This is a genomic window from Bacillus sp. FJAT-53060 (assembly GCF_037104745.1).
Lineage (GTDB): Bacteria > Bacillota > Bacilli > Bacillales > Bacillaceae > Bacillus > Bacillus stratosphericus_B.
Genome location: NZ_JBAWSW010000018.1, coordinates 1 through 23,043, shown reverse-complemented (window position 1 = coordinate 23,043; position 23,043 = coordinate 1). Strand labels below are relative to the sequence as shown.

Sequence of the window (23,043 nt, the reverse complement as noted above, 5' to 3'; positions counted from 1 at the left end):
CATTTTACAAAATTCATCTAGGGAAAGCAATGAAGAGAACAGACGAAGGCCCTGTCATTTCATGATTGACAGGGCCCTTCACCGTTTTATCGTTTAATATCAAATTGATGTAAAAAGCCTTCTCTTTGCTGCATTCTAAAGTATTCTTTGATCATATAAGCGACACCCTGTTCATCATGAGAACGTGTCACCCAATCGGCTTTACGCTTGACCGAATGAGGTGCATTTCCCATAGCAACACCTAGACCAACTAATTCAAGCATTGGAATATCATCTATCCCGTGGCCAATGACGACCGTATCTTCTAATGTAAAACCTAACGCTGAGGTTAAAAGAGAAAGTCCCGTTTCTTTAGAAACCCCTTTACAAACAATATTCATTTTCTCATGACTGATTTTGATCAGGTCAACAGATGGAAACGCTTGTTGAATTGTCTTGTGAATCTCAGGCTGAAGCTCTTCGGTCGAATACACTTCAATCACAGGTGTGCTGACCGGTTCATCCATAAGCATATCACTTAATGATTCAACAAATTGAACGGGATAGAAGATCGGATCAGACGGATGAATCAACGTTTTTCCCATAAGTTGAGACTGTGTTTTTTTTCGATTTCCGATAGAGAATTTTTCATGCAGCAAGCGCACATTACAATCAAAGCTTTCAAGAATTTGAACAAGATTAAATGTTTTTTCTTCCGTTAATTTTTTCACATGAAGCGGCTCATCGAGTTTATCAGCGATAAATGCACCACTATGTGTCACAAGTGTTGAAGTTGGAATTTTCAACGCCTTGGCAATTTTTTGTGCTGATCGAAAATGCCGGTTTGTGACAATCGTCACGTAAACCCCTTTTTTCTTTACATATTCCACAGCTTCTTTAGTAGCGGAGTGGATTTTTCCATTGGAACGAAGTAATGTTCCATCTATATTGAGTGCAAGTAGTTTTTTTGACACTGAGGCATCCCCCTTCTTGATGACTGTACTTACGATGAGGATATGCCCTAGCTAGGTGCTTTAGAACATGCAGTTCAAGCAATCACTGTTTTATATGAATGAAAGGTAAATAAAAAAGCCTACCCCTAGGCTTTTTTTATGTATGGTTTGGATGCGTAACAATGGAGGAGTGATGAAGCTCCCCATGATCCCCTAATCTTAACACACCAAAGCATTGCTTATATCAGATCCCCTTATGCTTTGCGTTTCTCCCAGAAGCGCTTCTCGTTTGGCTCATCGCCTTAAATCCCAAGTGAAACGCACCCAATTGTTCATGAGAGCACTCATTGAAAGCACTTTCAATAAGTATTATCGCAAAATTTTTGAGCTTAGACAACCTTTTTTTAAAGATGTCCTGATGAGATGTCAAATAAAAAAGGGCGATGACATTCGCCCTTTCCATTAATTTTCTTCTGTATTTCCATAAAGTTCTTCAAGAGGCTTCATGATAATTTTATTTAGCTCACCGATGAGCACACTCACACGTTGTTCTGCTTCCATCAACTGAGAGATTTTATCGTGCTGCTGCACAAGCGCAACTGTTTTTTGAGCTTGCTCAACCTCTTCTTGTGTAATCTCTTGACCAGTCATTTGTTTTTGTTGAAGGTTTACTTGAATGTCACGGAAGTTCTCAAACATTCTTTTAGAGGACTCATCCTCGTTTACCTCATCATAAAAATTTCTTAAAGTTGAATATTCTTCGCTATGACGCAGTGCTTTTTCAAGGTCATATGCAACATCATAAAGATTTACAGACATGTTATGTCTCCTTTCTATCCGTTATCACCGATATGATCGGCGGACACCACTCCACTATAACAAACTATGGCTTTCGTTTCACATATATACAATGAATTCATCAAAATTTCTCTAACTTGTCTTAGAATAACGTGACAAAGATAGCTTGGATTGCGCCGATCAATCCGCCTAAAAAACCGCCTAAGAACGTAATCATTTTGAGTTCTTTATTTGAAATACTGATTACAAGCTCCTCCATTTTTTGAAGCGGGAAAAGTTCAATTTGCTCACGAATGACTTCTTCAAATTGGAGCTTCGCTAGCAGCCCCTCTAAAGCATTCGATGCCGCTTTCATCCCCTTATCTACCAGCACTGGTGCAAAGTGAATTTTGAGATCATCCGCCACAGCACTGACATATGTTCCAACTGATCTGTCTAAAATCAGCTTTGTAGAGAAATGTGAAAGCAATTGCCTTTTCGCACTAAAGACAAGCTCTTTCACATTCCATTTCTCATCAAGCTCATGAAGAGAAAACTGCTTTATCTTGTCCCATTCTTGAACAAGCAAATCTGATAAAAACTTCTTTGTTTCTGCATTTCTTAAAAACTTGATGATTTCGGGATGTACACGATCAATTAAGCTTGAATTCCCAAGAAACATTTGAACCATACTGCCAAGCATTCCTCGTTCTTTTAAGAAGTCATCGATCATATTGCTAAGCCGTGCTTTTCCTTCCTCACTTTCAAAGTAATGAATACCCCGATTTAAAATATACTCTGCTACATCTGGAATTTTTGATGAGAGCTTGTTTTCGACTTCCTGCGGGAGCAGTTCAAATAAAGTTTGCTGGTCATATTTTTCAAGTAGTGAATGGAGTTTTTTGTCTGACCATTGGTGGAGCCATTCATCCGCTTTTATATCAGCCTGTGACATGCCGTATCTTTCTAACAAGGACACTACTGACATCTCCATCTCAGCCCCCTTGTCAATATATCGATGGACTGTATGCAATATCTCTTGCCTTGCCTCCGACGATTCAAATCGTTTTTGAATACCTTCTGGCGTCAGCAAATGCTCCATGACCATGACACCTACTTGCTTGGCTACTTCATCTCTTCTTTTAGGAATGAGGCCTGGTGTAAATGGAAGATTTTTCCCAAATAAGTAATATGGCTTATAAGGACGAAAAAGCATTTTAATCGCAAGATGGTTTGTCGTTGCTCCTATTACTGCTCCTATCACAATCATAAAGACAAATGTTGTGAATATATTCAAAGTCGTCATCTACCTTTCAAACAACACCCAATGTTTATTGTTTTTATCTATACGTATTATAGTTGTTGTCAAGATCCCAAGCAAATGAAGCATTCAATGAGACATATGATAAAGTGATCTGTCGTAATGATAAAGGAACAGAAGGTTTATGTAAAATACTGAATATGTGATTTTGGGGTGTTAAAAATTGAAGTAGAAAAGTAGGTGTTTTTTCATGACGTTAACATTAGGCATTGTAACCCTTTCTCTGCAGCATGAAGAGGGATTCACACTTTAGCTTGCCAAAGCTGCCTCTTCTTTTGATTTAGAGGTCGTTCGTTTTACACCTCTTGATTTAAAGCCTGCTTCAAATCTGATCCAAGGTCAAAAATATACGATTGGTCAAGGGTTTACAAACGCAGAATTTCCGATTCCTGACTTGATTTACGATCGATGTCTTTATCAACATGACACTCAATCTAAAAAAGCAAAACCAATCATGGAATGGTTAAAAAAGTATCCAAAAACAGCATTTTTGAATACTGGGCTCCCAAATAAAATGACGCTATTCGAGCAGCTCTATCTTCATTCTCCTTTACAGCCATATTTACCTGTCTGTTCATTATTGAATGAGCCTTCAGATCTGTTCAACATGGTCAAGGGGGAGGGATATTGTAAAATGCAGCCGCTCTCTCAACAGCATGCAGCACCCACTTACTTCATTTACTTAAAGGACAAATCAACATTTACTGTTCAACTTCATCACAAGCAAGTCATTACATTTTCTGGTCCATCAGAGATTGAGCGCTGGTGCAGAAAGTATATTGGTCGATATTTCCTCCAATTTTTTAACACAAATGATCAAAAAGAATTTTTATTTAATGAAATCAGAATTTCCCTTATGAAACAATCACAAAATCAATGGAAACGCATAGGGATTCATACAAAATCACCAGCAGAAAATAGCCTTTTAAACAATACACAAAATTCAGTTCATGTGCTAGGATTTAATCACTATTTAAACTCATTGCAGCCAAATATCAATGAGCTTCTTTTAGATGATATCGTATCCATTCAGTCATCTCTTCCAGCGTATTTAGATAAAAGCTTCTCTCCCTCCATAGAATTTGCTGTAGATCTACTTCATACAAATGAAGGAAAACTATTCATCTCAAATGTCAGTTCCAAGCCAGGAAGAACCTCCTTTTTAAAAACTTATCCTGAAAAAGAAAATCAATTGATCAACATCATTCTTGAATATGCGCAATCTACAATGTCTCAGCCGAAGGAGGTTCTTTATGAACAAAAAACGTTTCACCATCGTATCTCACCTCACAAGTGAAAAGACAGTACATCTTCCTATTCAATTTAAACAGCAAATAGAGATACATTCCGTTGCTTTAGGGTCTCATTTAGTAGACGGATTCACTATTTCCTACCATCAACACTCACATAAAATATTATTATCAGCAGATATATACAGTGATTTACTGATTCCTTACGAATCAAAAGCTGATGTAGTAATCGTTGATCAAGCCCTTTATATAGGGCCACTCATCGGTATTTTCACTGCTGGCTTTGAGTAGAAATCGCAGCCTTTAGGAGCAAGGTCAGATTTTTTTATCAAGCTTCTACAATCTTTCAGACAACACGCTGGTATTGCCTACCTTTTTGGCACTCATTCTATTGATTGGGAACGAGGAACAGTAGAAGGACTGCTGTATCAGCAGAAAAAATGGATCAAAAAACGACTTCCTCTGCCATCTGTTGTTTATGACCGGCTTCCAAATAGAAAAGCTACTCAGTCAGCATTTGTTCAGGAAACAAAGCGAAAACTCACTCAAGAATATGATTTCCCTTGGTTCAACCCTTATTTTTTTAATAAATGGCATATTCATGACCAACTAATGACAGATGAGCGAACAATGTTCTTCCTCCCCCATTCCATACAATTAGATCCTGCTGATGTTATAATGAAAATCAAAACACTTCTCCATCTTCATCATGTTATCTACTTAAAACCGATGAATGGAAGTCACGGAGACGGTATTTATCGGTTAACAGCAACGGAAAGCGGGATGACTATATGTACAAATAGAGGAATGGGCATTCGATATGAATCAGTAGACGATTTTATTAAACAATTCCGAAAGGATTGTGTCATTCATGACTATATAGCCCAACAAGGCATTGAATTGCTGCAAATAGAGAACCAACTGCTGGATTTCAGAGTTCATACAAATAAAAATAAGAACGGTCATTGGACAGTCACGGCAGTAGCGGCAAAAGCCTCAGGAGATCACACAGTCACCACCCATCAGTTACATGGTGGAACTGTCAAAACACTGAATGTTGTCTTTCCTGAAGCAAAGACGCGATTACAGATGCTGCAACAGCTTTCTGAAACCGCTATCACCCTTAGTCAGGTGATAGATGAAAAAATGCCAGGCTTTATTGGTGAAATTGGCTTTGATTTAGGAATTGATCACACTGGTGCTATTTGGATGTTTGAAGCCAATTCTCGTCCCGGTCGTGAGATTTTCCAGCATGCGTCATTGAAAAACTCAGAATGGCTCATTGGCAAAAGAATCGTGGATTACTCTTCTTACCTATCACAAACAGCACTCACTATTACAGACCACGCTACAGTCAATTGATTGTTTTTCTATTCTCGTGACGGTGGTCTTAAATCTATGCTTTTCCTATGCTATTTTCACTAGATGAGATACAATACAATCAAATGCAAAGGTTGTTTCCGTATTGTCGTATGTACTTATTGTTTCATCAATAAAAGCAAGGAGGCAATGAAGATATGATTTCTCATTTTCAATGGAAACCCCTTTTTAGAAAAGCACAAATGCCAGGCTGGAAAATATCCTTTTTCCACAATGGTGCACACTATGAAGGCATTTACCACAAAACAGGTGATATAGAATGGGGCTCCCAGCTTCCGCCATATGAAGTCGAACCAACCTTAAAAGAAGAAATCCACGAACTAATGCTATTCCATGTCTATGATTAAACTGTTTAAGGAGCCTCTCTATTTAGAAAAGTTTAAGCTTGTTTACGGACACCATATCATCAGCTAACCAACAACTGACAAACACATTCTTTGAAAAAGGTGAACTAAATCGTCCAAATGATTTGTCTCAGGCCATCACAAGTGACTTTCTAACAGATTCCGTCTTTTTACAACCAAACGAGCATTACATGCAACGAGGAAATCTTAGATCAGGGGTTACAATACTTTACCAATTTTTCATCCCTCATTCAATATGATGCCTCCGTGTTTCTAACGCTATTTCTGATGCATTTAAAGAAACAGTCTTTGATCGGGATGTTTTCCGCACCCTTATGACCTATATGCAATGTAATTTAAATACATCGCAGGCATCAAAAACTTTATACGTTCTCAGAAACAGCCTTCAATATCCAATCGATAAATTTATTGAGCGAACAGGACGACATTTTCAATAAGCTTCGGCTGCCTATTTTATGATGAATTTTTTCGATCTTTCATAAGAAACGGTTTACGTAAGCACCCTGCCCAAAAATAAAATAAGATGTTGTGCACGTTGTCCATTTACAGAATCTCACCTATTTTATACACTTTATTCATTAGTAAAACGCTTTCAAAAAGGGACTGGGAGGCTATCATCTATGGCTGAAATGATACTCAATCAAATTTATAAAGTGTACGATAACAAGGTAACAGCAGTAGATAACTTTGATCTACATATACAGGATAAAGAATTTATTGTGTTTGTTGGTCCATCGGGGTGCGGAAAATCAACCACCCTTCGTATGATTGCAGGTCTTGAAGAGATTTCACAAGGGGACTTTCTGTTAGACGGTAAACGGATGAATGACGTGGCACCAAAAGACCGGGATATCGCAATGGTTTTTCAAAACTATGCATTATATCCTCACATGAACGTGTACGATAATATGGCTTTTGGGTTAAAGCTTCGGAAGTTTCCTAAAATAGAAATTGATGAGCGGGTTAGAAATGCCGCTAAAATATTAGGGCTTGAACAATACTTAGACAGAAAACCAAAAACATTGTCTGGCGGTCAAAGACAGCGTGTTTCACTTGGCAGAGCGATTGTGCGCGATGCAAAAGTCTATCTTTTGGATGAACCGCTCTCTAACTTAGATGCGAAACTACGTGTTCAAATGCGAGCTGAAATTTCTAAACTTCATCAGCGCCTGCAAACGACATTTATCTATGTTACACATGATCAGACTGAAGCGATGACAATGGCTACCCGTCTTGTAGTCATGAAAGATGGCTTTATTCAGCAGATTGGTGCGCCGAAGGATGTTTATGAAAACCCAGAGAATGTTTTTGTAGGCGGATTCATTGGCTCTCCTGCGATGAACTTTTTTACAGGAAAGCTTTCTGAAGGCACCATAGCCATTGGAAAAACGCACATTCGTGTGCCAGAAGGAAAAATGAAGGTATTACGTAGGCAGGGCTATATTGGAAAGGATGTCATTCTAGGCATCAGGCCAGAAGACCTCCATGATGAGCCTGTGTTTATACAGGCATCTGAAGGAACAAAAATTGAGGCAAATGTAGAAATGGCTGAATTAATGGGAGCAGAAAAGATGCTTTATTCTTCTCTTGATGGTCAATCGTTTATTGCACGTGTTGATTCTCATACAGATGTTCAGACAGGTCAGTCTATACCACTTGCCATCGATATGAATAAAGCTCACTTTTTCGATGCTGAAACTGAACTGCGCATTCGCTCAATTGAATAAGAGAAGTTCTCGTGCACCATCACTCACTATCGGGTGATGTTTTTTTGCATGTTGAAACAACATTTACCATGGCCTTTTTTCGTATGTTTTCATCGCAAATATCCATAATACTTAGTATCAGGCGGATATCGTATTGGGTTTCGCCAAGTGGCAAATGACTTGAACATTTCGCTGGTGCGATTCCAGAAAACCCAACCAAACTAAATCATATATAAAAAGGAGATTCACATCATGGAAAATTCTAATAGATCAAATCAATTACTCGTTCCAGGAGCAGAGCAAGCAATCGATCAAATGAAATACGAAATCGCTTCTGAATTTGGTGTAAACCTTGGAGCAGAAACAACAGCTCGTGCTAACGGTTCAGTTGGTGGAGAAATCACAAAACGTCTTGTGTCTTACGCTCAGCAAAACCTTGGCGGAACAAAAGCTTAATTTCATATCTGGATCATAGAAGGCACCTCTTATGGTGTCTTCTTTTTTTGCTTTTATCCCTCACAAATTCCCTTTCTACTCATACTATGTATGAGAAAGGAGCGGATCTTCATGGACATTATTTCCGGTATGAATTTTGAGATTTTCCAATTTGTAGGACTCTCTCTATTATGTGAATATGCTCATAGTATTCGATCCTTTCATCTTTACAGAAAAAGCATGACATAAAATTGTACCATTTTGGGTTCTTTTCACTTATAGTATGTAGTGGAGGGATCGAACAGATGAAAATAGCACTTTTCGGTGCTCATGGACGTGTAGGACAAGCATTTCTTCGTTTTGTTCAAGTAGATGATCGTTACATGGTTCGTTCTTTAGTTCGGACAAACCGGGAAGGAATGCTTGCGGGTATGTTTCAAGTCACTGGCAATTCAAGAAATCAAGAGGATGTGCTTGAGACAATCAAAGGATCAGATATTGTTGTGAGCTGTCTATCGACAGATGGTGATGATACATTATCTATTTCAATGGAGCATATCGTACAAGCCATGAAGCAAACAGGGACATCAAGAATCATTACGATTGGCACTGCGGGTATTTTAAAAGCAAGGCAGCAACCGGAACTTTACCGCTTTGAAACAAATGAATCAAAGCGAACCACTACCCGGCCAGCCAAAGAGCATGCGAAAGCCTTTGAAATCATTCAATCGACTGAACTAGATTGGACCATTATTTGTCCAACCTATTTACCAGATGGAGAAGTGACACGGTCATATCGCTATGAAAAAGATTTTCTCCCTATAGATGGAAAGAAAATTTCAGTTGAAGATACGGCACACTTTTTATATCAGCAGTTAAATTCGAAGGAATTTTTGCATCAGCGAGTCGGCATCGCTTATTAACCTTTTGCCCGTGCAAACCATATACAACAAGGAAAAAGTCGAGGCGATAACATAAAGCCTCGACTTTTTTCGTCACTTAATGGTATCAAAAAGAGCCGCTTTCGAACTGAAGGAAACTCTTTTTTTGGCTGTTCACTTTTAGCTGCTAGCAACGGTTTGACCTTTTTTGGATTCAAAGGTGAAGTTCTTTAATACATTTTTTCCTTCGTTATAGGCAAAGGTGACATCCTGAAACTGAACGTGTCCCTCTATTTTCTTCTGCACAAGTTCTTCCATTTCAGTTCGTGGCTCATTTAATAATCGAAAGACCCTTTCAGATGATACCCTTGCTAATTCTAATCTGGAAAATTGATTCACGATGCCTGTAATCGGCTGGAACAATCGATTTAAATAATCGACAAACGCATAGAGTGCCCCAATGGACACAAATTGACCAGAACGAATGTCATCAACTGCCTGTCCAAGATACCTTTGGGGTAGCATTTCAAGCACATTCACAATAAGGAGCAGCATAATAGCAATCGTATATCGCCTCCACTCTTCTTTAAAGAACCAGCCTAATTTCGCAAATACTGAAAACATGTTCTTCTCTCCTTTTAAAGCTAGCCGCTTTCTATATTTTCTTGGCTGTCACGCATGTTGACAAATACGCAACATACGCGTTGATTCATCCGATCAATTGGCACAACATCGTTCCTTTTCAATGACCAATGAAGGTGTAATTGTCACGTGAATCAACTCATTCATGCAGTTTGATTTCATTCTTCCAAAGTGCATATGACATTTCCTCTTTTTGGATCTTGAGGATTTTTTTATCTTATAGTATCTGTAGCTATTTTCAATAAATGAAATTTTCTAACAAAAATACGTGACCATCATGTGTATGTTTTTCTCATAACGGGTATATCATGAGTGTAAAAACTCCTTTTGAAAGGAATGATGATATTGTTTCAAGCTGATCGGATGGTCATTGCGTTTGATGGACATGAAGACAGTAAGAAAGCGTTAAAAAAGGCAATCGCCTTAGCCAAAACCTTGCATGCCAAGCTCACCGTCGCCTATGCACATGATCGCAAATCAGGCAGACAGGTGTTTGATGCACCGCGCCCAATGACTGGCGGCGCTTATATCGGCGGCGGCATGGCAGACCTTCAAACACCCCCTATATATGTACCTCATGATGAACAGCAAAGTCCCTTGATTTTTGAAGACCATACAGAAGAGGTCGTTGCAGAAGCGAGGATGATTTTGAATGAGGAACAGTTTGAAGCTAAAATAGAAATTGTCGAGGGAGAGCCTTCAGAAGCAATTATCGAATATGCTGAAGACATATCAGCGGACCTCATCGTCATGGGAGCACGTGACCAAAGCAGATTAAAAAAAATGCTATTTGGCAGTGTGAGTGAAAAATTATCATCAAACTCAGATATACCTGTGCTTATTGTGAAATAAATGCATTACAAAAGGCTGTAAACATTGGTTTACAGCCTCTTTCATTTATGAAGTAATCGATGCTTCACTTTCTTGCTTAATTTTTTTTTGGAAACCTTCCTGAACACGCTTCGTGATCTCTCCAGGAACACCTTCTCCTACTGATTGACCATCTATCTCAACAATCGGAACGACTTCAGCAGTTGTTGAACTGATAAAAATTTCTTTAGCACGCAGCAGCTCTTCTTTGCTGATACGTGTTTCTTCGACACTGCACCCCTCTTCCTCACATACCTGTAGCAGTTTTCTACGGGTAATGCCGTTTAAAATGAGGTTGTTTGCTGGGTGTGTACGAATCACGCCATCAATGACAGCATATACATTCGAGGAGGTTCCCTCCGTCACAAAGCCGTCTCTGATTAAAATGGCTTCAAACGCACCAGCTTCCGACGCTTTCTGCTTTTCCATGACGTTATATAATAGGTTTAAGCTCTTAATATCACATCTTAACCAGCGAAGGTCATCAGATAATAAGGCCTTTGCACCAGTTGTCTGCTCTTGAACAGGCTTTTTCACTTGGAACGTATACGCCGTGATTTGAGGAGTGAGAGAATCACCATATTGGTGTTTGCGAGGTGCTACCCCTCGTGTCACTTGAATATATACGGCGCCATCTGTTAGTTGATTGTCAGCGACTAGCTTTTTTAATTTTTTTTCCATATCCGATACCGTACCTTGCAGATGAATGCCGATTTCTTTTGCACTCTTGAACAGACGCTCTGTATGCTCTTTTAATGTAAACAAAGTACCATTGTATACACGGATGACCTCATAGACTCCGTCGCCAAATTGGTAGCCTCTGTCCTCAATATCAACATGTGCATCTTTTTTTTCAATGAAATCTCCATTGTACAATACTTTCATATGGATTCTCCCCTTCGCTTTGCTTTAATGGTTGGATCTGATGCTATCTTAGCCGATAAATGAAAACGTTTCAATGATTATTCAGAATGATTTTTGATCAAATAAATGGATCACTTTCTATTGAAACAAATATAGATTCATAACGAAAAAGATTCCAACTTTTTAGCATCTTCTATATTCATAGGCTCTTTTTTCCTGTATACTTACTCAATATAAGCACGACAAAAAACAGCGAAAAAAGACAGAATCCACTACATGATTCGACACAAATTTTTGATTTATTGGAGCGATTGTAATGCAACGGGTTACGAAAAAACAGACACCTTCAAACACGCTGCTGCTCTCAAAGGCTATTGGTTTAGTGATTCTTACACTGATCCTCTTTTTAATATGGGATATGTCAAAAACCAATATGCAGGCAGCAGATCAACCGGCTGAAATGTCTGCGAGCAGTCAATTCCGAGACACAATCATAAGTCTGAAAGCAAAAGATGATTCTACGAAAACATTAGATGCACATTTTAAGATCAACCCAAACAAACATGTAACGGATCAAACGATCTTTTTAACCTTTGATGATGGTCCTTCTGCTACATTAAATCAGCTGTTAGATGTGCTAAAGGCGCATCAAGTGAAGGCCACATTTTTTATGCTTGGGCCAAAGATCAAAGAACACCCAGCAGCTGTGAAAAGGCTTCATCAAGAAGGGCATCAATTAGGGCTTCATGGCATCACGCATGATGTGAAACGCTTTTATCAACAAAGTGATTCTCCCGTCAACGAAATGAAAGAAGATCAGCGCATTTTAGCTTCTGTCACAGGTGAATATACTCATCTGGTGAGAACACCCTATGGCAGTGTTCCAAATTTAACAGATCAGCAAAAAATACGTTTAAAACAAAAAGGCTTTATTTATTGGGATTGGACAATTGATAGTCTTGACTGGAAATATAAAAGCTCAAAATACGTACCAGAGGTATTGAATCAGCTGCAAGTGCTTGAGACAAAACATCCAAAAGAACCAAAAATCATTTTAATGCATGATCACCCAGCTACCGCAAAATACTTAAACAGTCTGATCACACAGCTAAAAGCAAAGGGCTATACATTTGAAGTCCTTGATGAAACAATGAAGCCGCTACAACAATAAAATTTGAAACGTCAAAGCCCCGCAAAAAGGTGCGGGGTTTCTTTATGATTTATATTTATAGAGATGTCGTAGATAGGGTAGCTCATATTTCGTCTGGCACGAAGGACAAGTGGCAGTCTGAATGAAACCATGCAGTTCATAGACATGCTGACTTCCCTCTTTTTTTGCAAGCCGTCAATATTTTGTGTGAAGATATCCACATGCTTCCCTTGCTTCTCAAGGTTTGCCAAAAAGTAATGTCCCGCATTTGGTTCGTACTCTCCACTCATTTTCATTTGAAATAATTCCTTGAATTTTGGCCAGAATTGATGAGGGTGTGATAAAAAATAGGATCCGCTCATTGCCTCCATTCTAGAGGTATCTTCTGTCCACACACCACCTGTTGATCTAAAATCGGGGATACCCGATTCTGTGCTCATACCAGCACCTGAAAGTACTGTGATATGTGAAGCTTGTGCCACACTCTCTCTTTGCGCTGCCACCTTTGCTTTATTCACCTTGCTGTTTCTCACCCTTTTGTTCCATATAAATGGTCTGTCCAGGGAAGGCGAATTCTACACCTTCTTGATGGAAGATATCGATGATACGATAGTTAATGTCTTGCCTAATATCAAGGTTTTCAGACCATGCCGTTGTGTTTGTGTAAAAGTTAAAAAATAAGTTCATATAGCTATCTGCCAGTACATCGAGGTTCACCATAATGGTTTCCTTATGAACACCGTCATGCTCATACAGCATTTGTTTAAGACGCTTAATACAATTTTCAATATTTTCCTTTTGTGTATTATAGGCCACACGAACTGAGAATGTAATCTGGCGTTTATTCATTCTCGTCCAGTTTGTAATCGGCTCCTTTGAAAGCGTGGAATTTGGAACTGTCACGACTGCTTCAGCAGGCGTTCTAAACTTTGTGCTTCTAAATGTAATGTCCTCTACTGTTCCAAGTACACTTGGGGTCTCCACAAAATCGCCCATCGTAAATGGCTTCTCTGTAATAATAACAACACCTCCAAAAAAGTTCGCCACTGTATCCTGCGCAGCGAACGCAAAAGCTAGACCTCCTAGACCAAGTCCTGCCACAAGCCCGTTCACGTCATAATTAAATTCTTGTGCAATGACACTAATACTCAGTGCAATAATAATAAAACGAAGTACCTTTGATAAAAATGGCGCTAAAATATCATCCATTTCTAATTCAAACTTTGAATTCACCTTTTGAAATAAGAATGAAGAAGCAGCGGTTAAATTACAAAGCCCCCACGTTAGCATCAATATAATCGAAGACCTATACAATTTAATGATGACACCCATATGGTGCTCAAAGTACGGCGCCTGTCTAAACGCAAAATATAAGCCAAGTACCACAAAAAACAGCCTTGCAGGTTTTTCGAATGCCACAACAATTTGATTAATGACCTCAGTTTTAGACCGATTCGTCAGCCTAAAAAGGAGATGAAACAAGTACTTCGCAAATACTTTCCGAAGCAATAAAAAAAGCAAAAAAATACATAGGCTAATGCCAATTTGGATCGCAATTTCTACTGTAAAGTATGTATCCATCCATTTTTGTGGAAACATGTCTGTCTCTCTCCTTTAAAACAATCCTCTCTAGTTTATATTATAAACTTCGTATGTGTCCTCTCTTAAATGTCTGACCTGAATATAAAAAGCCTCGAGATACATCCCGAGGCATGATGTTCAATATGAAATTTTGGCTTGAGACATAACGACGGGCAGCAAACTACTTTTTCTTCTGAGTCTGATCAAGGAGAGTCGCTTTAAACATTTCAGCATCCGTTTCGACCTTAATACGTTCTTCTACTCTAATTCTCCCTTTACCCAATCATCTCGCCTCCTTTTCATCATTATAAAACATCAGAATTTTCAGTCAACATGACGAATGTACTAATATTTTGACGAACGCTGACGATTTGGACAAAATTGATCGAAGAAAAATTGATGTAATTCAGATTTACTCAATGAAAGCTTGGGATATTCCTGGAACTTTTCACATTTACACAACATGCTTTTTTACATACCGCTACCTTCCCCTCCTGATAGTAAAGCAGGACAATATATAAGGCATTTGATATGATATGATAAGATCAGAACTTATGTCAGGGAGCTGGATCATGTGTATATTATTGCGCATAGAGGATCATCAAGCGCTGCCCCAGAAAATACAATCGCTGCTTTTGATTTAGCTGTTCAGCAGGGTGCAGATTATATTGAGTTAGACATTCAGCTAACAATGGATCAGCACATAGTTGTGATCCATGATGATACCGTTGATCGAACGACAGACGGAAGTGGGCCAGTCAGAAGTTATACACTCGATCAGCTTAAAAAGCTGGATGCAGGGAGCTGGTTTGATAAACGGTACGCCAAAGAAAGAATCCCAACATTACAAGAAATTCTTGAGAGATACAGCCAGTGTATCGGTATATTGATTGAAATCAAGCATCCAAAACGGCAAATTGGGATTGAAAAAGCAGTTGTGGACATCATCAATCGTTTTTCCTATTCTCGCCATATCATGGTTCAATCTTTTGATGACACTACACTTCAAAGAATCAAAGCTGACGCCCCTTCTCTTCAAACAGCTTTTATCATGAAACCTTCCGCCTTAAAACTGACGAAAAGGAAATTAGCGGTGTACAACTCGTTTGCTGATTGTCTTAATATGAAGAAAACGATGATCAACAGTTGGTGGATAGACCATATCCACTCATTCGGGATGGATGTGTTTATATGGACAGTGAAAGATCAAAAAACAGCCAACTGGATAAAAAAATACCCAATTGATGGAGTGGTGACGGATCATCCGCCATTTTTTTCAAAAGGAGAAATGATGTAAATGAAAACTTATCTCGCCGTTTTTATTGGTGGACTGATTGGTACGTTTTGCAGATATAAGCTAAGTCAATCCGTTGTCAGCCAAACATTTCCCTACTCAACACTCATCGAAAACGTTGCAGGCAGTCTGCTTCTTGGTTTTGCCACAGGATACTTTATGTTTCATAAAGAAAAGAAATATCTTGCAGCTTTGATCGGAACAGGATTTTGCGGTGGTTATACGACCATGTCCACTTTTTCTAAAGAGGCAGTTCTCTTATTACAAGCTGGGCAATTCAATTCAAGTGTAATGTACATACTACTGTCAGTGATTGCTGGAGTAACTGCTGCCTTAACTGGATTTATAATCGCTCAGCGGCTTTTACATCAACATCACCAGCAGAAAGGAAGCAGATAAATGATTGATTTTTATACAGCGGTTGCAGGAGGGATTGGTAGTGCCCTTCGTTTTTTCATCAGCCAATCTGTTCAGAAAGCCCAATCCCATGCGCGTTTCCCATATAGTATTATGCTCGTCAATTTATTAGGTGCAGCCGGTTTAGGTTTACTGACAGGTGCAGTGATGTCCGATCACCCACTACTTGTAATCATTGGAATTGGTTTTTTCGGTGGTTTTACGACATTCTCTACTTTTAGCGTAGAGTCGGCAACCATGCTGATGCACCGTCAAATAGGGAAACTTGCTGTCTATTTAGTTATGACGATTCTCGGGTCTTTAAGTCTCTTTGCTGCGTTCTATCAAATAGGACAAATCCTTTTTTAAATATTCGTGATGGTTGCTAAGCTGATGAGTAGTTGATTCATTAGTTGCCCTTCTATGCGAACATATATTCCCTAAAAAAGAAACTTAATACCTAAAAAAACCTTGAGCTTATTTTTTGCTCAAGGTCATTTCGTTTACTAACAGCGGCTCTTTTATATCAAGCCTAGTTCGTGTGTTTCCTTTTTCTGATGATGTGATGCCTTTTTTCAGGTCAATCTTTTTAATATAACGTCCATCCATTTCCAGCACCTTTATCCGAATATCATCAAGATAAATGGATTGCCCTTCTTGGATATCAATATTTTCCTTTAAGATTAACCCGCCAATTGTATCAATCTCTTCATCCTCATAGGAAAGCTCGATCAAATCTTGAATGTCACTTAATCTAACTTTGCCATCTAGTACATAATGATGATCGGCTCTTTTTTGAATGATTGGCTGTTCATCTTCATCAAATTCATCCCGAATGTCTCCAACAATCTCTTCTAAAACATTTTCTGTAGTGACAAGTCCAGACGTTCCGCCATATTCATCGGTTAAGATCGCCATATGCATTCTATCACGCTGCATTTTGACAAGTAACTCCTGAATTGGAATTGTATCAATCACTTCAATCACTGGATAAATATAATCTTGAATCTTCAGGTGATCTTTTTCTCCTTGATACACAATATCTGCAAAGAGCTGCTTTTTGTTCAGCATGCCAATGACATGATCTTTATCACCTGAAAACACAGGAAAGCGCGTATACTTTTCCTTCGTCATGATGGCGAGTATGTCGTCAAATGGCATATCTTCCGGGATGGCACAAATTTCTCTTCGCGGTATCATGATCTCTCTGGCAATTCGATTATCAAAATCGAAAATTTTGTTCATATAATTATATTCTGATGGGTTGATTTCCCCATTTTTTAAGCTCTCAGATAATAAAATCTTCAATTCCTCTTCAGAATGGGAATGTTCTTTTTCAGACCCCATATCGATACCCATCATTTTGGTTAACACACGGGCTGACCCGTTCAATACATAAATGAAAGGGAACATAAGCATATAAAATGCATGCAGCGGGCCTGACAGCCATAGCGTCATTTTTTCTGCCTTTTGAATGGCAAGTGTTTTTGGTGCAAGCTCACCTACGACTACATGCAAAAAGGTAATTATAGAGAACGCAAGTGTTGCTGAGATCAGGCTGATTGCTGAATCAGGAATGTTTGTCAAACCGAACCCTCGAACCAAAAGTTCTTTCACTGCCGGCTTACCGATCCACCCTAAACCAAGTGATGTCACCGTAATACCAAGCTGACAGGCTGACAAATATTCATCTAGCCTTGATGTCACCTTTTTCGCCATGGTGGCCTTTTTAGACCCTTCGGCAACAAGCTGATTAATTCTTGAACTTCTCACCTTCACAATGGCAAACTCAGATGCAACAAAGAAAGCTGTTAAAGCAATCAAAACACCGACTATACTCAGATTAACAATATCGTCCATTTAACCTTGCTCTTTCTTAGAAGAACAAGGAGTCACCTCCTGATTGATGATGTTGTCTTTTGCAAAACGGTTAACTGATTAAATAAGACTACATTGAGGGTCCCACTTAACCACCTCCGGTTCACATAAAATCCGCCTCTCTGCATATATATGAAACGGTATTCATTTTATCTTACCATAAATAATCTGAAAGTTCCTGTATCATCATGTTATTTTTGACATGATAGCCTAAATTGAGGGAAGTCCCCTCTGCATATTGGAAGGGAATATGAACGATTAACTTGTATTTCAGACTCGAATTATATTAAACTATTTTCATAAACTATAACGTGACGGTTAGGAGGAGATGTTCAGATGGGGCTGAGAAAAAGTATCGTATTGGTGAACTAGCACAAATTGCACAGGTGACGAAACGAACTGTAGATTATTATACAAATCTTGGACTGCTTGCGCCTGTTAGATCTTGTTCAAATTATCGTTATTACGATGAACTTGCTTTAAAACGATTACAATTAATCGTTCTTTGCAAACAGCAGAGATTGGCTCTTTCTGACATCAAATCCAGATTAGATGAACAATTCCCTTCTCAAAAAGAAGAACATGATGAACTTGTCCATTTAACCACTGATATCGATCGTATGAATGAACATATGGACCGCATTTTGACACGTTGTAAGCAGCTTCAACCAGAACAACGTGAAAAACTAAAAGAGCAGCTTACTCCAGAAAAAATGACGGCTGTCCAATCATTTTTACTGCTGTTAAGTTAAAATCTTTACTAAACAGGAGGTGTTACCTTCGTTCTCAAAGTCAGAACGAAGGCCTTAATTGGACATAGTTAATTTATTCATAGTTGCTTTACTTATAGCTTTAACCGCATTTTTCGTTGCATCAGAGTTTGCGATCATTCGCTTAAGAAGCTCAAGAATTGATCAATTAATTGCAGAAGGTAATAAAACCGCAATTGCTGTAAAGCATGTAACGACTCATCTTGATGAGTACTTATCTGCCTGTCAGCTTGGGATTACCATTACCGCCCTTGGGATTGGTTGGTTAGGGGAAGAAACGATTTCGCATATGCTTGCACCACTCTTTGCAGAGCTTTCAATTCCTCAATCAGCTAGTCACATCGTCACTTTTATTATTGCGTTTAGTATCATGACGTTTTTACACGTTGTGGTTGGAGAACTTGCACCTAAAACACTCGCCATTCAAAAGGCAGAGCAAGTATCCCTTCTTTTTGCTAGACCACTCATGATTTTTTACAAAGTGATGTTCCCGTTCATCTGGGTATTAAATGGATCTGCTCGTTTGTTAACGAAAGCGTTCGGTCTTCAGCAAGTATCTGAGCATGACATGGCGCACTCTGAAGAAGAATTGCGAATTATTTTATCAGAGAGCTATAAGAGCGGCGAGATTAACCAGTCTGAATTCAAATATGTGAACAAAATTTTTGAATTTGATGACCGTCTTGCGAAGGAAATTATGATTCCGCGGACCGAAGTTGTCAGCTTCCCTCACGATATTACCATTGAGGAAATACTGAAAGTGACCAAGGTGGAAAAATATACACGCTATCCAATTGAAGATGGCGATAAAGACAACATTATTGGTGTTGTGAATATTAAAGAGGTTCTCACTGCTTGTATTAGTGGTGAATGTTCTACAAGTGATACGATTGAAAAGTTTGTGAACCCGATTATTCATGTGATTGAAACCGTTCCTGTTCATGATTTACTGCTCAAAATGCAGCGTGAACGAGTACACATGGCCATTTTATCAGATGAATATGGCGGTACAGCAGGTCTTGTTACCGTTGAAGACATCCTTGAAGAAATTGTCGGAGAAATTCGTGATGAATTCGATATTGATGAAATTAACGAAGTGCGTAAACTTGGAGAAGACCATTATATCTTTGATGGGAAGGTCCTTGTCGATCAAGTCAACCTGCTACTAGGTACGCAGCTTGATAACGAAGAAGTCGACACGATCGGCGGCTGGTTCCTTACACAGAAATATGAAGTGGAGAAGCACGACTCTATTCGTGAACAAGGCTATGAATTTATCATTAATGAAGTCGATGGACACCACGTCTCATACATCGAGGTCAAAAAGCGAAATGAACAACAATTAGAAGCAGCCGAAGAAGGCGCTTCGTAAGAAAAAAACGACCCTTGCTTAACAGCAAGTGGTCGTTTTCTTATGCCTTTTCCTTTTCGATTAATTGAGCTTCAAGTTCTTTGATTCTTGTATTTAACACTTCCGCCGTGGCACCTAGCCTTTCTTTTGACGGCAGATGGTCAAATTCTGACAGCTCAATCGGCTCACCGATGATTAAGCGCATTTTCCCCTTCTTGAAAAGACTTTTTGCATTTGATGGTCCTTTGTAAGCCGCTGGTATAATTGGCGATTTACCTAATTGTGCAATGGTGACAGCCCCTCTTTTTAAAGGCACATCCTCTGTTGTCCGTGTGCCACTTGGAAAAATCCCAACGATCTTCCCCTCTTTTAATAATTTAATGGGCGTTTTAATACTGCTTGGCCCAGGATTCTCTCGATCAACTGGAAAAGCATGAATCTTTTTTAAAAATCCGCCGATCCATTTATTTGCAAACAATTCTTTTTTCGCCATGTAGTGGATCTCAAACGGAAGAATTCCTGCGCCTAATGCAAGAACATCCACAAAACCCTCATGCGTACAAGCAATGACAAAACCCCGATCTGTTGGCAGATTCTCTTTTTGATACACTTTGATTCCACCTCGGAGAGCAAATAATGCTTTGACGGTATAGCCTGAAAATTTATACATAGTGCACTTCCTTTGTTTGAAGAATGGAGGATTTGTTTCTATTATAACAAATTTTTTATTACCTGGTACTAAAAATTTTCTGATGCTGTCAAAATGATGGCTGTTCATTAAAATGATGTTTTTTTGTTTGAATTACGGGTCCTTCTGTATTCTGGCATAAGGTTTTAGGAAAGAATAGAATAGGAATTTTATCCAATTTTGTCTTTTTTCGAGTTTTTATCCTGATTTGTTCTATTAAAAATGCTTTATAAATGATGCAAATTTCGCTATGATAAGGAGAAATGATTTTGAATCGGCGAAAGAAATGATTAATGTACGGTCTATGAGAAGTTTCGTGCAACTTTATGCCTTTCTTATTCGTGTATAACATAGAGGGGAGAAAAATCAGTGACAATCGATGAAATTTATCAAATGTATATGAACGATGTTTACAGGTTTCTGCTCTCCATGACAAAAGACAAACATTTGGCAGAAGACTTATTGCAGGAAACCTTTATGCGTGCTTATATACATATTCATTCCTACGACCATAGCAAAGTGAAACCTTGGTTATTTCAGGTGGCACGAAATGCTTTTATTGATTATGTCAGGAAACATAAAAAAGAAGTGACCATATCGGATGATCTCATTGGCGGTCTTTTACAAACGTCTGTACAAAGTCCTGCTGAACAGGTTGAAATAAAAGAAGTCCTCAACATGTATTTAGAGCAGCTTCCAGATAACTACAAGGAAGCATTGACATTGTATTATTTAAAAGAATTGAATTACAAAGAAGCATCCAAGGTCATGAATATTACTGAAGCAAATTTTAAAAGTGTTTTATTTCGTGCAAGGCAGCGCCTAAAAGCACTTTACAACAGAGGTGTTAATGATGAATGAAGAGTTTAACAAGCGATGGGAACAATATAATAATGGCGAAATGAATGAGGAAGAAATGATGGCGTTTGAAGAAGAGCTTGAAGAAAATGAAAAGCGCTTAAGCCAGGAACTGAATGACTCAGAATGGACGGACTTTTCCATCAGTCCTGAAAAGCAAAAAGCCATTTTACAATATGGAAAAAGAAAGTCATATATGCGTATTTCCGTACTTGCTGTCATATCGACGCTCATTATTTTACCGCTTTGTACACTAGGAAGTTATCTATACTATGGGATTGGCGGAGCAGAGAGCAGGGGCAATCATTTTATGGAAACAGCCGCAGTGACAGTTGCTCTGACAGAGCCTAATGTAGCAATTGATATGAAGGATTTAAAAGGACAGGTCAAGCTGTTTGGTATGAATACTGAGGTTAAGCTGCAAAAACAAATTGGCAATAAAACAGAAGCCATTGGCATTGAACAAATTGACATGTTTTTCGATAAACTAAAGCAGCCTACGATCTCTTATTATGGTGACAGTGCGCGCGATACAGAAAAATTCTTTAGCCACCCATCTACGCAGGCAGATGCATCAAAAAGACAAACACTCACCACGCTAAACAAGCTTCCCGAAGGAACAGTGAGTGAAGTGTATGTATCCTATGTCACAGCTTACACACCAAAGGAGGTTTATTCATTTGCTGAAAAGTATGATATGAAAGTCCTCTGGAATGCGATTAAAACAGAGGATTCATTAAGTGGAAACCAGCTCCCAATCGGTTTTCCTGCAAAAGACTCCGAATTTTTAAAGGAGCTACAGCACACGTCAAAAACAGAGGTAGATCAATTCAAAGATGCCCTAGCCTATGTCAATCAGCATCCAACCTGGGCAAAAACAATCTCTGGCAGACCTGAACTTGATCTCTCTAACCGAATACGTTATATCAATCAAAATGGTGTCACTGTTTATGGCTCTGTTGTGACGGGTCCTTCTAAGGAAATTGAGAAATTTGTGAAGATGAAACGTATTAAAACGGCAAAAGTGAGCGAGGTGGAATTATGGAATTGGTAAGAATTTTTAAAGAGCATAATGTATTTGGCTGGATTTCTGTTGGCACAGCTATTTTATCCCTGCTCATGCTGAACCTCGCCATTATCAGTAACGTGACATTTTATTCTTTTCAGATGCTCCCTTTTGCAATGGCTGCAGTTCCATTTGGCATTATTGAACTGTTCATTAAAAAGGGGCGTACGGGCCCAGGTTTCCTAGGCGTCGTTTTGAATATTTTTATCATCGTTTGTGTCTATACCATTGTATCGATCGATGTAGATCTTCAATTAGGTTTTTAATGGCTCACAAAATGAAAAGCCAGTGATACTTGACTACACCGAGTATCACTGGCTTTTTTGGTTTATTGTTTATTGAATTCTGTGTGCTTTGTGATGTGCAATGATAGTGCTGATAAATGACAGCAAAACAGGACAAATCCATAAGGTCTATCATCTCTTGTGAATGATATATGAAAAAAAGACTGCTCATGAGCAGTCTCAGACCGTAGACAAACCCCACCTTTACTTCAAGTAAAAGTGGGGTTTTCACTTATTTTGATAAAATTTATCAGTTGTCTTACGCTGGACATGGTCCTTTCCATGTCCAGTTTGCTAGCTTTTT

At 38.8% G+C, this 23,043-nt stretch carries 26 protein-coding genes and 2 pseudogenes; 18 read left to right on the top strand and 10 right to left on the bottom strand.

The annotated features are described in order from the left end of the window. Window positions 1-86: 86 nt before the first annotated feature. The 3 genes from WAX46_RS08625 to WAX46_RS08615 all read right to left on the bottom strand — a co-directional run bounded on the left by WAX46_RS08625 (window position 87) and on the right by WAX46_RS08615 (window position 3,006). Window positions 87-953, bottom strand: coding sequence for a Cof-type HAD-IIB family hydrolase (locus WAX46_RS08625; RefSeq protein WP_226567118.1), 867 nt, complete (start codon window positions 951-953; stop codon window positions 87-89). Between the two features lie 441 nt (window positions 954-1,394). Next, the gene (locus WAX46_RS08620) at window positions 1,395-1,751 is read right to left on the bottom strand and encodes a YlbF family regulator (protein ID WP_226567117.1); all 357 of its coding nucleotides are present in this window, start codon (window positions 1,749-1,751) and stop codon (window positions 1,395-1,397) included. 121 nt (window positions 1,752-1,872) lie between these two features. After that, window positions 1,873-3,006, bottom strand: a complete 1,134-nt coding sequence (locus tag WAX46_RS08615) for a DUF445 domain-containing protein (RefSeq protein ID WP_336493658.1) — start codon at window positions 3,004-3,006, stop codon at window positions 1,873-1,875. A gap of 478 nt (window positions 3,007-3,484) precedes the next feature. On the opposite strand from WAX46_RS08615, the gene WAX46_RS08610 reads away from it, so the two are divergent. From WAX46_RS08610 to WAX46_RS08575, 8 genes are all read left to right on the top strand, one after another. Beyond that, window positions 3,485-4,327: a YheC/YheD family protein gene (locus WAX46_RS08610; RefSeq protein WP_226567115.1), complete on the top strand. Its 843-nt coding sequence runs from the start codon at window positions 3,485-3,487 to the stop codon at window positions 4,325-4,327. Further along, window positions 4,284-4,571: a hypothetical protein gene (locus WAX46_RS08605; RefSeq protein ID WP_336493657.1), complete on the top strand. Its 288-nt coding sequence runs from the start codon at window positions 4,284-4,286 to the stop codon at window positions 4,569-4,571. Before WAX46_RS08610 ends, WAX46_RS08605 begins: the two co-directional genes overlap by 44 nt. 36 nt (window positions 4,572-4,607) lie before the next feature. Next, window positions 4,608-5,642, top strand: a complete 1,035-nt coding sequence (locus tag WAX46_RS08600; protein WP_336493676.1) for a YheC/YheD family endospore coat-associated protein — start codon at window positions 4,608-4,610, stop codon at window positions 5,640-5,642. A gap of 155 nt (window positions 5,643-5,797) precedes the next feature. After that, entirely contained in the window at window positions 5,798-6,007 is a 210-nt protein-coding gene (locus WAX46_RS08595) for a YheE family protein (protein ID WP_226567113.1), read from the top strand. A 332-nt stretch (window positions 6,008-6,339) separates the two neighbouring features. After that, window positions 6,340-6,462, top strand: a complete 123-nt coding sequence (locus WAX46_RS15825; RefSeq protein ID WP_376776406.1) for a helix-turn-helix domain-containing protein — start codon at window positions 6,340-6,342, stop codon at window positions 6,460-6,462. 183 nt (window positions 6,463-6,645) lie between these two features. Beyond that, on the top strand, window positions 6,646-7,752 hold the full coding sequence (locus WAX46_RS08585; protein WP_226567112.1) for an ABC transporter ATP-binding protein: 1,107 nt from the start codon (window positions 6,646-6,648) through the stop codon (window positions 7,750-7,752). 231 nt (window positions 7,753-7,983) lie between these two features. Beyond that, entirely contained in the window at window positions 7,984-8,187 is a 204-nt protein-coding gene (locus tag WAX46_RS08580; protein WP_226567111.1) for an alpha/beta-type small acid-soluble spore protein, read from the top strand. A gap of 284 nt (window positions 8,188-8,471) precedes the next feature. After that, window positions 8,472-9,089 carry an NAD(P)-dependent oxidoreductase gene (locus WAX46_RS08575; RefSeq protein WP_336493656.1) on the top strand — a complete coding sequence of 206 codons (618 nt, stop codon included), beginning with the start codon at window positions 8,472-8,474 and terminating at the stop codon, window positions 9,087-9,089. 147 nt (window positions 9,090-9,236) lie between these two features. Here WAX46_RS08575 and WAX46_RS08570 read toward each other — a convergent pair. Continuing rightward, window positions 9,237-9,671 (bottom strand): annotated as a pseudogene (locus WAX46_RS08570) (hypothetical protein); the annotation flags it as partial. Window positions 9,672-10,034: 363 nt separating this feature from the next. On the opposite strand from WAX46_RS08570, the gene WAX46_RS08565 reads away from it, so the two are divergent. Then, window positions 10,035-10,541: a universal stress protein gene (locus WAX46_RS08565; RefSeq protein WP_226567109.1), complete on the top strand. Its 507-nt coding sequence runs from the start codon at window positions 10,035-10,037 to the stop codon at window positions 10,539-10,541. Window positions 10,542-10,586: 45 nt separating this feature from the next. On the opposite strand, the gene dat is transcribed toward WAX46_RS08565, so the two are convergent. Continuing rightward, window positions 10,587-11,444, bottom strand: coding sequence for a D-amino-acid transaminase (dat, locus tag WAX46_RS08560; protein ID WP_336493655.1), 858 nt, complete (start codon window positions 11,442-11,444; stop codon window positions 10,587-10,589). Between the two features lie 295 nt (window positions 11,445-11,739). On the opposite strand from dat, the gene WAX46_RS08555 reads away from it, so the two are divergent. Next, window positions 11,740-12,594, top strand: a complete 855-nt coding sequence (locus WAX46_RS08555) for a polysaccharide deacetylase family protein (RefSeq protein WP_336493654.1) — start codon at window positions 11,740-11,742, stop codon at window positions 12,592-12,594. A gap of 69 nt (window positions 12,595-12,663) precedes the next feature. Here the strand turns inward: WAX46_RS08555 and WAX46_RS08550 are convergent. From WAX46_RS08550 to WAX46_RS08540, 3 genes and pseudogenes are all read right to left on the bottom strand, one after another. Continuing rightward, window positions 12,664-13,076, bottom strand: a pseudogene (locus WAX46_RS08550) (Sir2 family NAD-dependent protein deacetylase); the annotation flags it as partial. Between the two features lie 7 nt (window positions 13,077-13,083). Next, window positions 13,084-14,172: a mechanosensitive ion channel family protein gene (locus WAX46_RS08545; protein WP_226567106.1), complete on the bottom strand. Its 1,089-nt coding sequence runs from the start codon at window positions 14,170-14,172 to the stop codon at window positions 13,084-13,086. A gap of 163 nt (window positions 14,173-14,335) precedes the next feature. Then, on the bottom strand, window positions 14,336-14,437 hold the full coding sequence (locus WAX46_RS08540; protein ID WP_226567105.1) for a YhdX family protein: 102 nt from the start codon (window positions 14,435-14,437) through the stop codon (window positions 14,336-14,338). Window positions 14,438-14,728: 291 nt separating this feature from the next. Here WAX46_RS08540 and WAX46_RS08535 point away from each other — a divergent pair, with 291 nt between their 5' ends. The 3 genes from WAX46_RS08535 to crcB (WAX46_RS08525) are packed head-to-tail and all read left to right on the top strand — an operon-like array spanning window position 14,729 to window position 16,213. Next, window positions 14,729-15,451: a glycerophosphodiester phosphodiesterase gene (locus WAX46_RS08535; RefSeq protein ID WP_226567104.1), complete on the top strand. Its 723-nt coding sequence runs from the start codon at window positions 14,729-14,731 to the stop codon at window positions 15,449-15,451. Continuing rightward, entirely contained in the window at window positions 15,452-15,847 is a 396-nt protein-coding gene (gene crcB / locus WAX46_RS08530; RefSeq protein WP_336493653.1) for a fluoride efflux transporter CrcB, read from the top strand. It begins immediately after the preceding gene. Next, window positions 15,848-16,213, top strand: a complete 366-nt coding sequence (gene crcB, locus WAX46_RS08525) for a fluoride efflux transporter CrcB (RefSeq protein WP_336493652.1) — start codon at window positions 15,848-15,850, stop codon at window positions 16,211-16,213. 108 nt (window positions 16,214-16,321) lie between these two features. Here the strand turns inward: crcB (WAX46_RS08525) and WAX46_RS08520 are convergent, their stop codons facing one another. Continuing rightward, window positions 16,322-17,704 (bottom strand): hemolysin family protein, encoded by a 1,383-nt coding sequence (locus WAX46_RS08520; RefSeq protein WP_226567101.1) that lies wholly within the window; start codon window positions 17,702-17,704, stop codon window positions 16,322-16,324. Between the two features lie 329 nt (window positions 17,705-18,033). Here WAX46_RS08520 and WAX46_RS08515 point away from each other — a divergent pair, with 329 nt between their 5' ends. Then, complete coding sequence (locus WAX46_RS08515) at window positions 18,034-18,474, top strand: MerR family transcriptional regulator (RefSeq protein ID WP_226567100.1); 441 nt, start codon at window positions 18,034-18,036, stop codon at window positions 18,472-18,474. A 58-nt stretch (window positions 18,475-18,532) separates the two neighbouring features. Next, window positions 18,533-19,864: a hemolysin family protein gene (locus WAX46_RS08510; protein ID WP_226567099.1), complete on the top strand. Its 1,332-nt coding sequence runs from the start codon at window positions 18,533-18,535 to the stop codon at window positions 19,862-19,864. 40 nt (window positions 19,865-19,904) lie between these two features. Here WAX46_RS08510 and WAX46_RS08505 read toward each other — a convergent pair whose 3' ends face one another. Next, window positions 19,905-20,513: a lysophospholipid acyltransferase family protein gene (locus WAX46_RS08505; protein ID WP_226567098.1), complete on the bottom strand. Its 609-nt coding sequence runs from the start codon at window positions 20,511-20,513 to the stop codon at window positions 19,905-19,907. 387 nt (window positions 20,514-20,900) lie between these two features. Between WAX46_RS08505 and WAX46_RS08500 the strand changes: the two genes are divergently transcribed. The 3 genes from WAX46_RS08500 to WAX46_RS08490 are packed head-to-tail and all read left to right on the top strand — an operon-like array spanning window position 20,901 to window position 22,721. Then, window positions 20,901-21,392: a sigma-70 family RNA polymerase sigma factor gene (locus WAX46_RS08500; RefSeq protein WP_003211938.1), complete on the top strand. Its 492-nt coding sequence runs from the start codon at window positions 20,901-20,903 to the stop codon at window positions 21,390-21,392. After that, window positions 21,385-22,443, top strand: a complete 1,059-nt coding sequence (locus WAX46_RS08495; protein ID WP_336493651.1) for an anti-sigma factor — start codon at window positions 21,385-21,387, stop codon at window positions 22,441-22,443. The genes WAX46_RS08500 and WAX46_RS08495 overlap by 8 nt, the downstream gene beginning before the upstream one ends. After that, entirely contained in the window at window positions 22,431-22,721 is a 291-nt protein-coding gene (locus WAX46_RS08490) for an anti-sigma factor (protein WP_226567095.1), read from the top strand. Before WAX46_RS08495 ends, WAX46_RS08490 begins: the two co-directional genes overlap by 13 nt. The last annotated feature ends 322 nt before the right edge of the window (window positions 22,722-23,043 follow it).

Bases quoted from the DNA above. Each gene is read 5' to 3' on its own strand.
- WAX46_RS08620 (WP_226567117.1), bottom strand. From the start codon at position 1,751: ATGTCTGTAAATCTTTATGATGTTGCATATGACCTTGAAAAAGCACTG.
- WAX46_RS08610 (WP_226567115.1), top strand. From the start codon at position 3,485: ATGGAATGGTTAAAAAAGTATCCAAAAACAGCATTTTTGAATACTGGG.
- WAX46_RS08605 (WP_336493657.1), top strand. From the start codon at position 4,284: ATGAACAAAAAACGTTTCACCATCGTATCTCACCTCACAAGTGAAAAG.
- WAX46_RS08595 (WP_226567113.1), top strand. From the start codon at position 5,798: ATGATTTCTCATTTTCAATGGAAACCCCTTTTTAGAAAAGCACAAATG.
- WAX46_RS15825 (WP_376776406.1), top strand. From the start codon at position 6,340: ATGACCTATATGCAATGTAATTTAAATACATCGCAGGCATCAAAAACT.
- WAX46_RS08585 (WP_226567112.1), top strand. From the start codon at position 6,646: ATGGCTGAAATGATACTCAATCAAATTTATAAAGTGTACGATAACAAG.
- WAX46_RS08580 (WP_226567111.1), top strand. From the start codon at position 7,984: ATGGAAAATTCTAATAGATCAAATCAATTACTCGTTCCAGGAGCAGAG.
- WAX46_RS08575 (WP_336493656.1), top strand. From the start codon at position 8,472: ATGAAAATAGCACTTTTCGGTGCTCATGGACGTGTAGGACAAGCATTT.
- dat (WP_336493655.1), bottom strand. From the start codon at position 11,444: ATGAAAGTATTGTACAATGGAGATTTCATTGAAAAAAAAGATGCACAT.
- WAX46_RS08555 (WP_336493654.1), top strand. From the start codon at position 11,740: ATGCAACGGGTTACGAAAAAACAGACACCTTCAAACACGCTGCTGCTC.
- WAX46_RS08545 (WP_226567106.1), bottom strand. From the start codon at position 14,172: ATGTTTCCACAAAAATGGATGGATACATACTTTACAGTAGAAATTGCG.
- crcB (WP_336493653.1), top strand. From the start codon at position 15,452: ATGAAAACTTATCTCGCCGTTTTTATTGGTGGACTGATTGGTACGTTT.
- crcB (WP_336493652.1), top strand. From the start codon at position 15,848: ATGATTGATTTTTATACAGCGGTTGCAGGAGGGATTGGTAGTGCCCTT.
- WAX46_RS08520 (WP_226567101.1), bottom strand. From the start codon at position 17,704: ATGGACGATATTGTTAATCTGAGTATAGTCGGTGTTTTGATTGCTTTA.
- WAX46_RS08505 (WP_226567098.1), bottom strand. From the start codon at position 20,513: ATGTATAAATTTTCAGGCTATACCGTCAAAGCATTATTTGCTCTCCGA.
- WAX46_RS08495 (WP_336493651.1), top strand. From the start codon at position 21,385: ATGAATGAAGAGTTTAACAAGCGATGGGAACAATATAATAATGGCGAA.
- WAX46_RS08490 (WP_226567095.1), top strand. From the start codon at position 22,431: ATGGAATTGGTAAGAATTTTTAAAGAGCATAATGTATTTGGCTGGATT.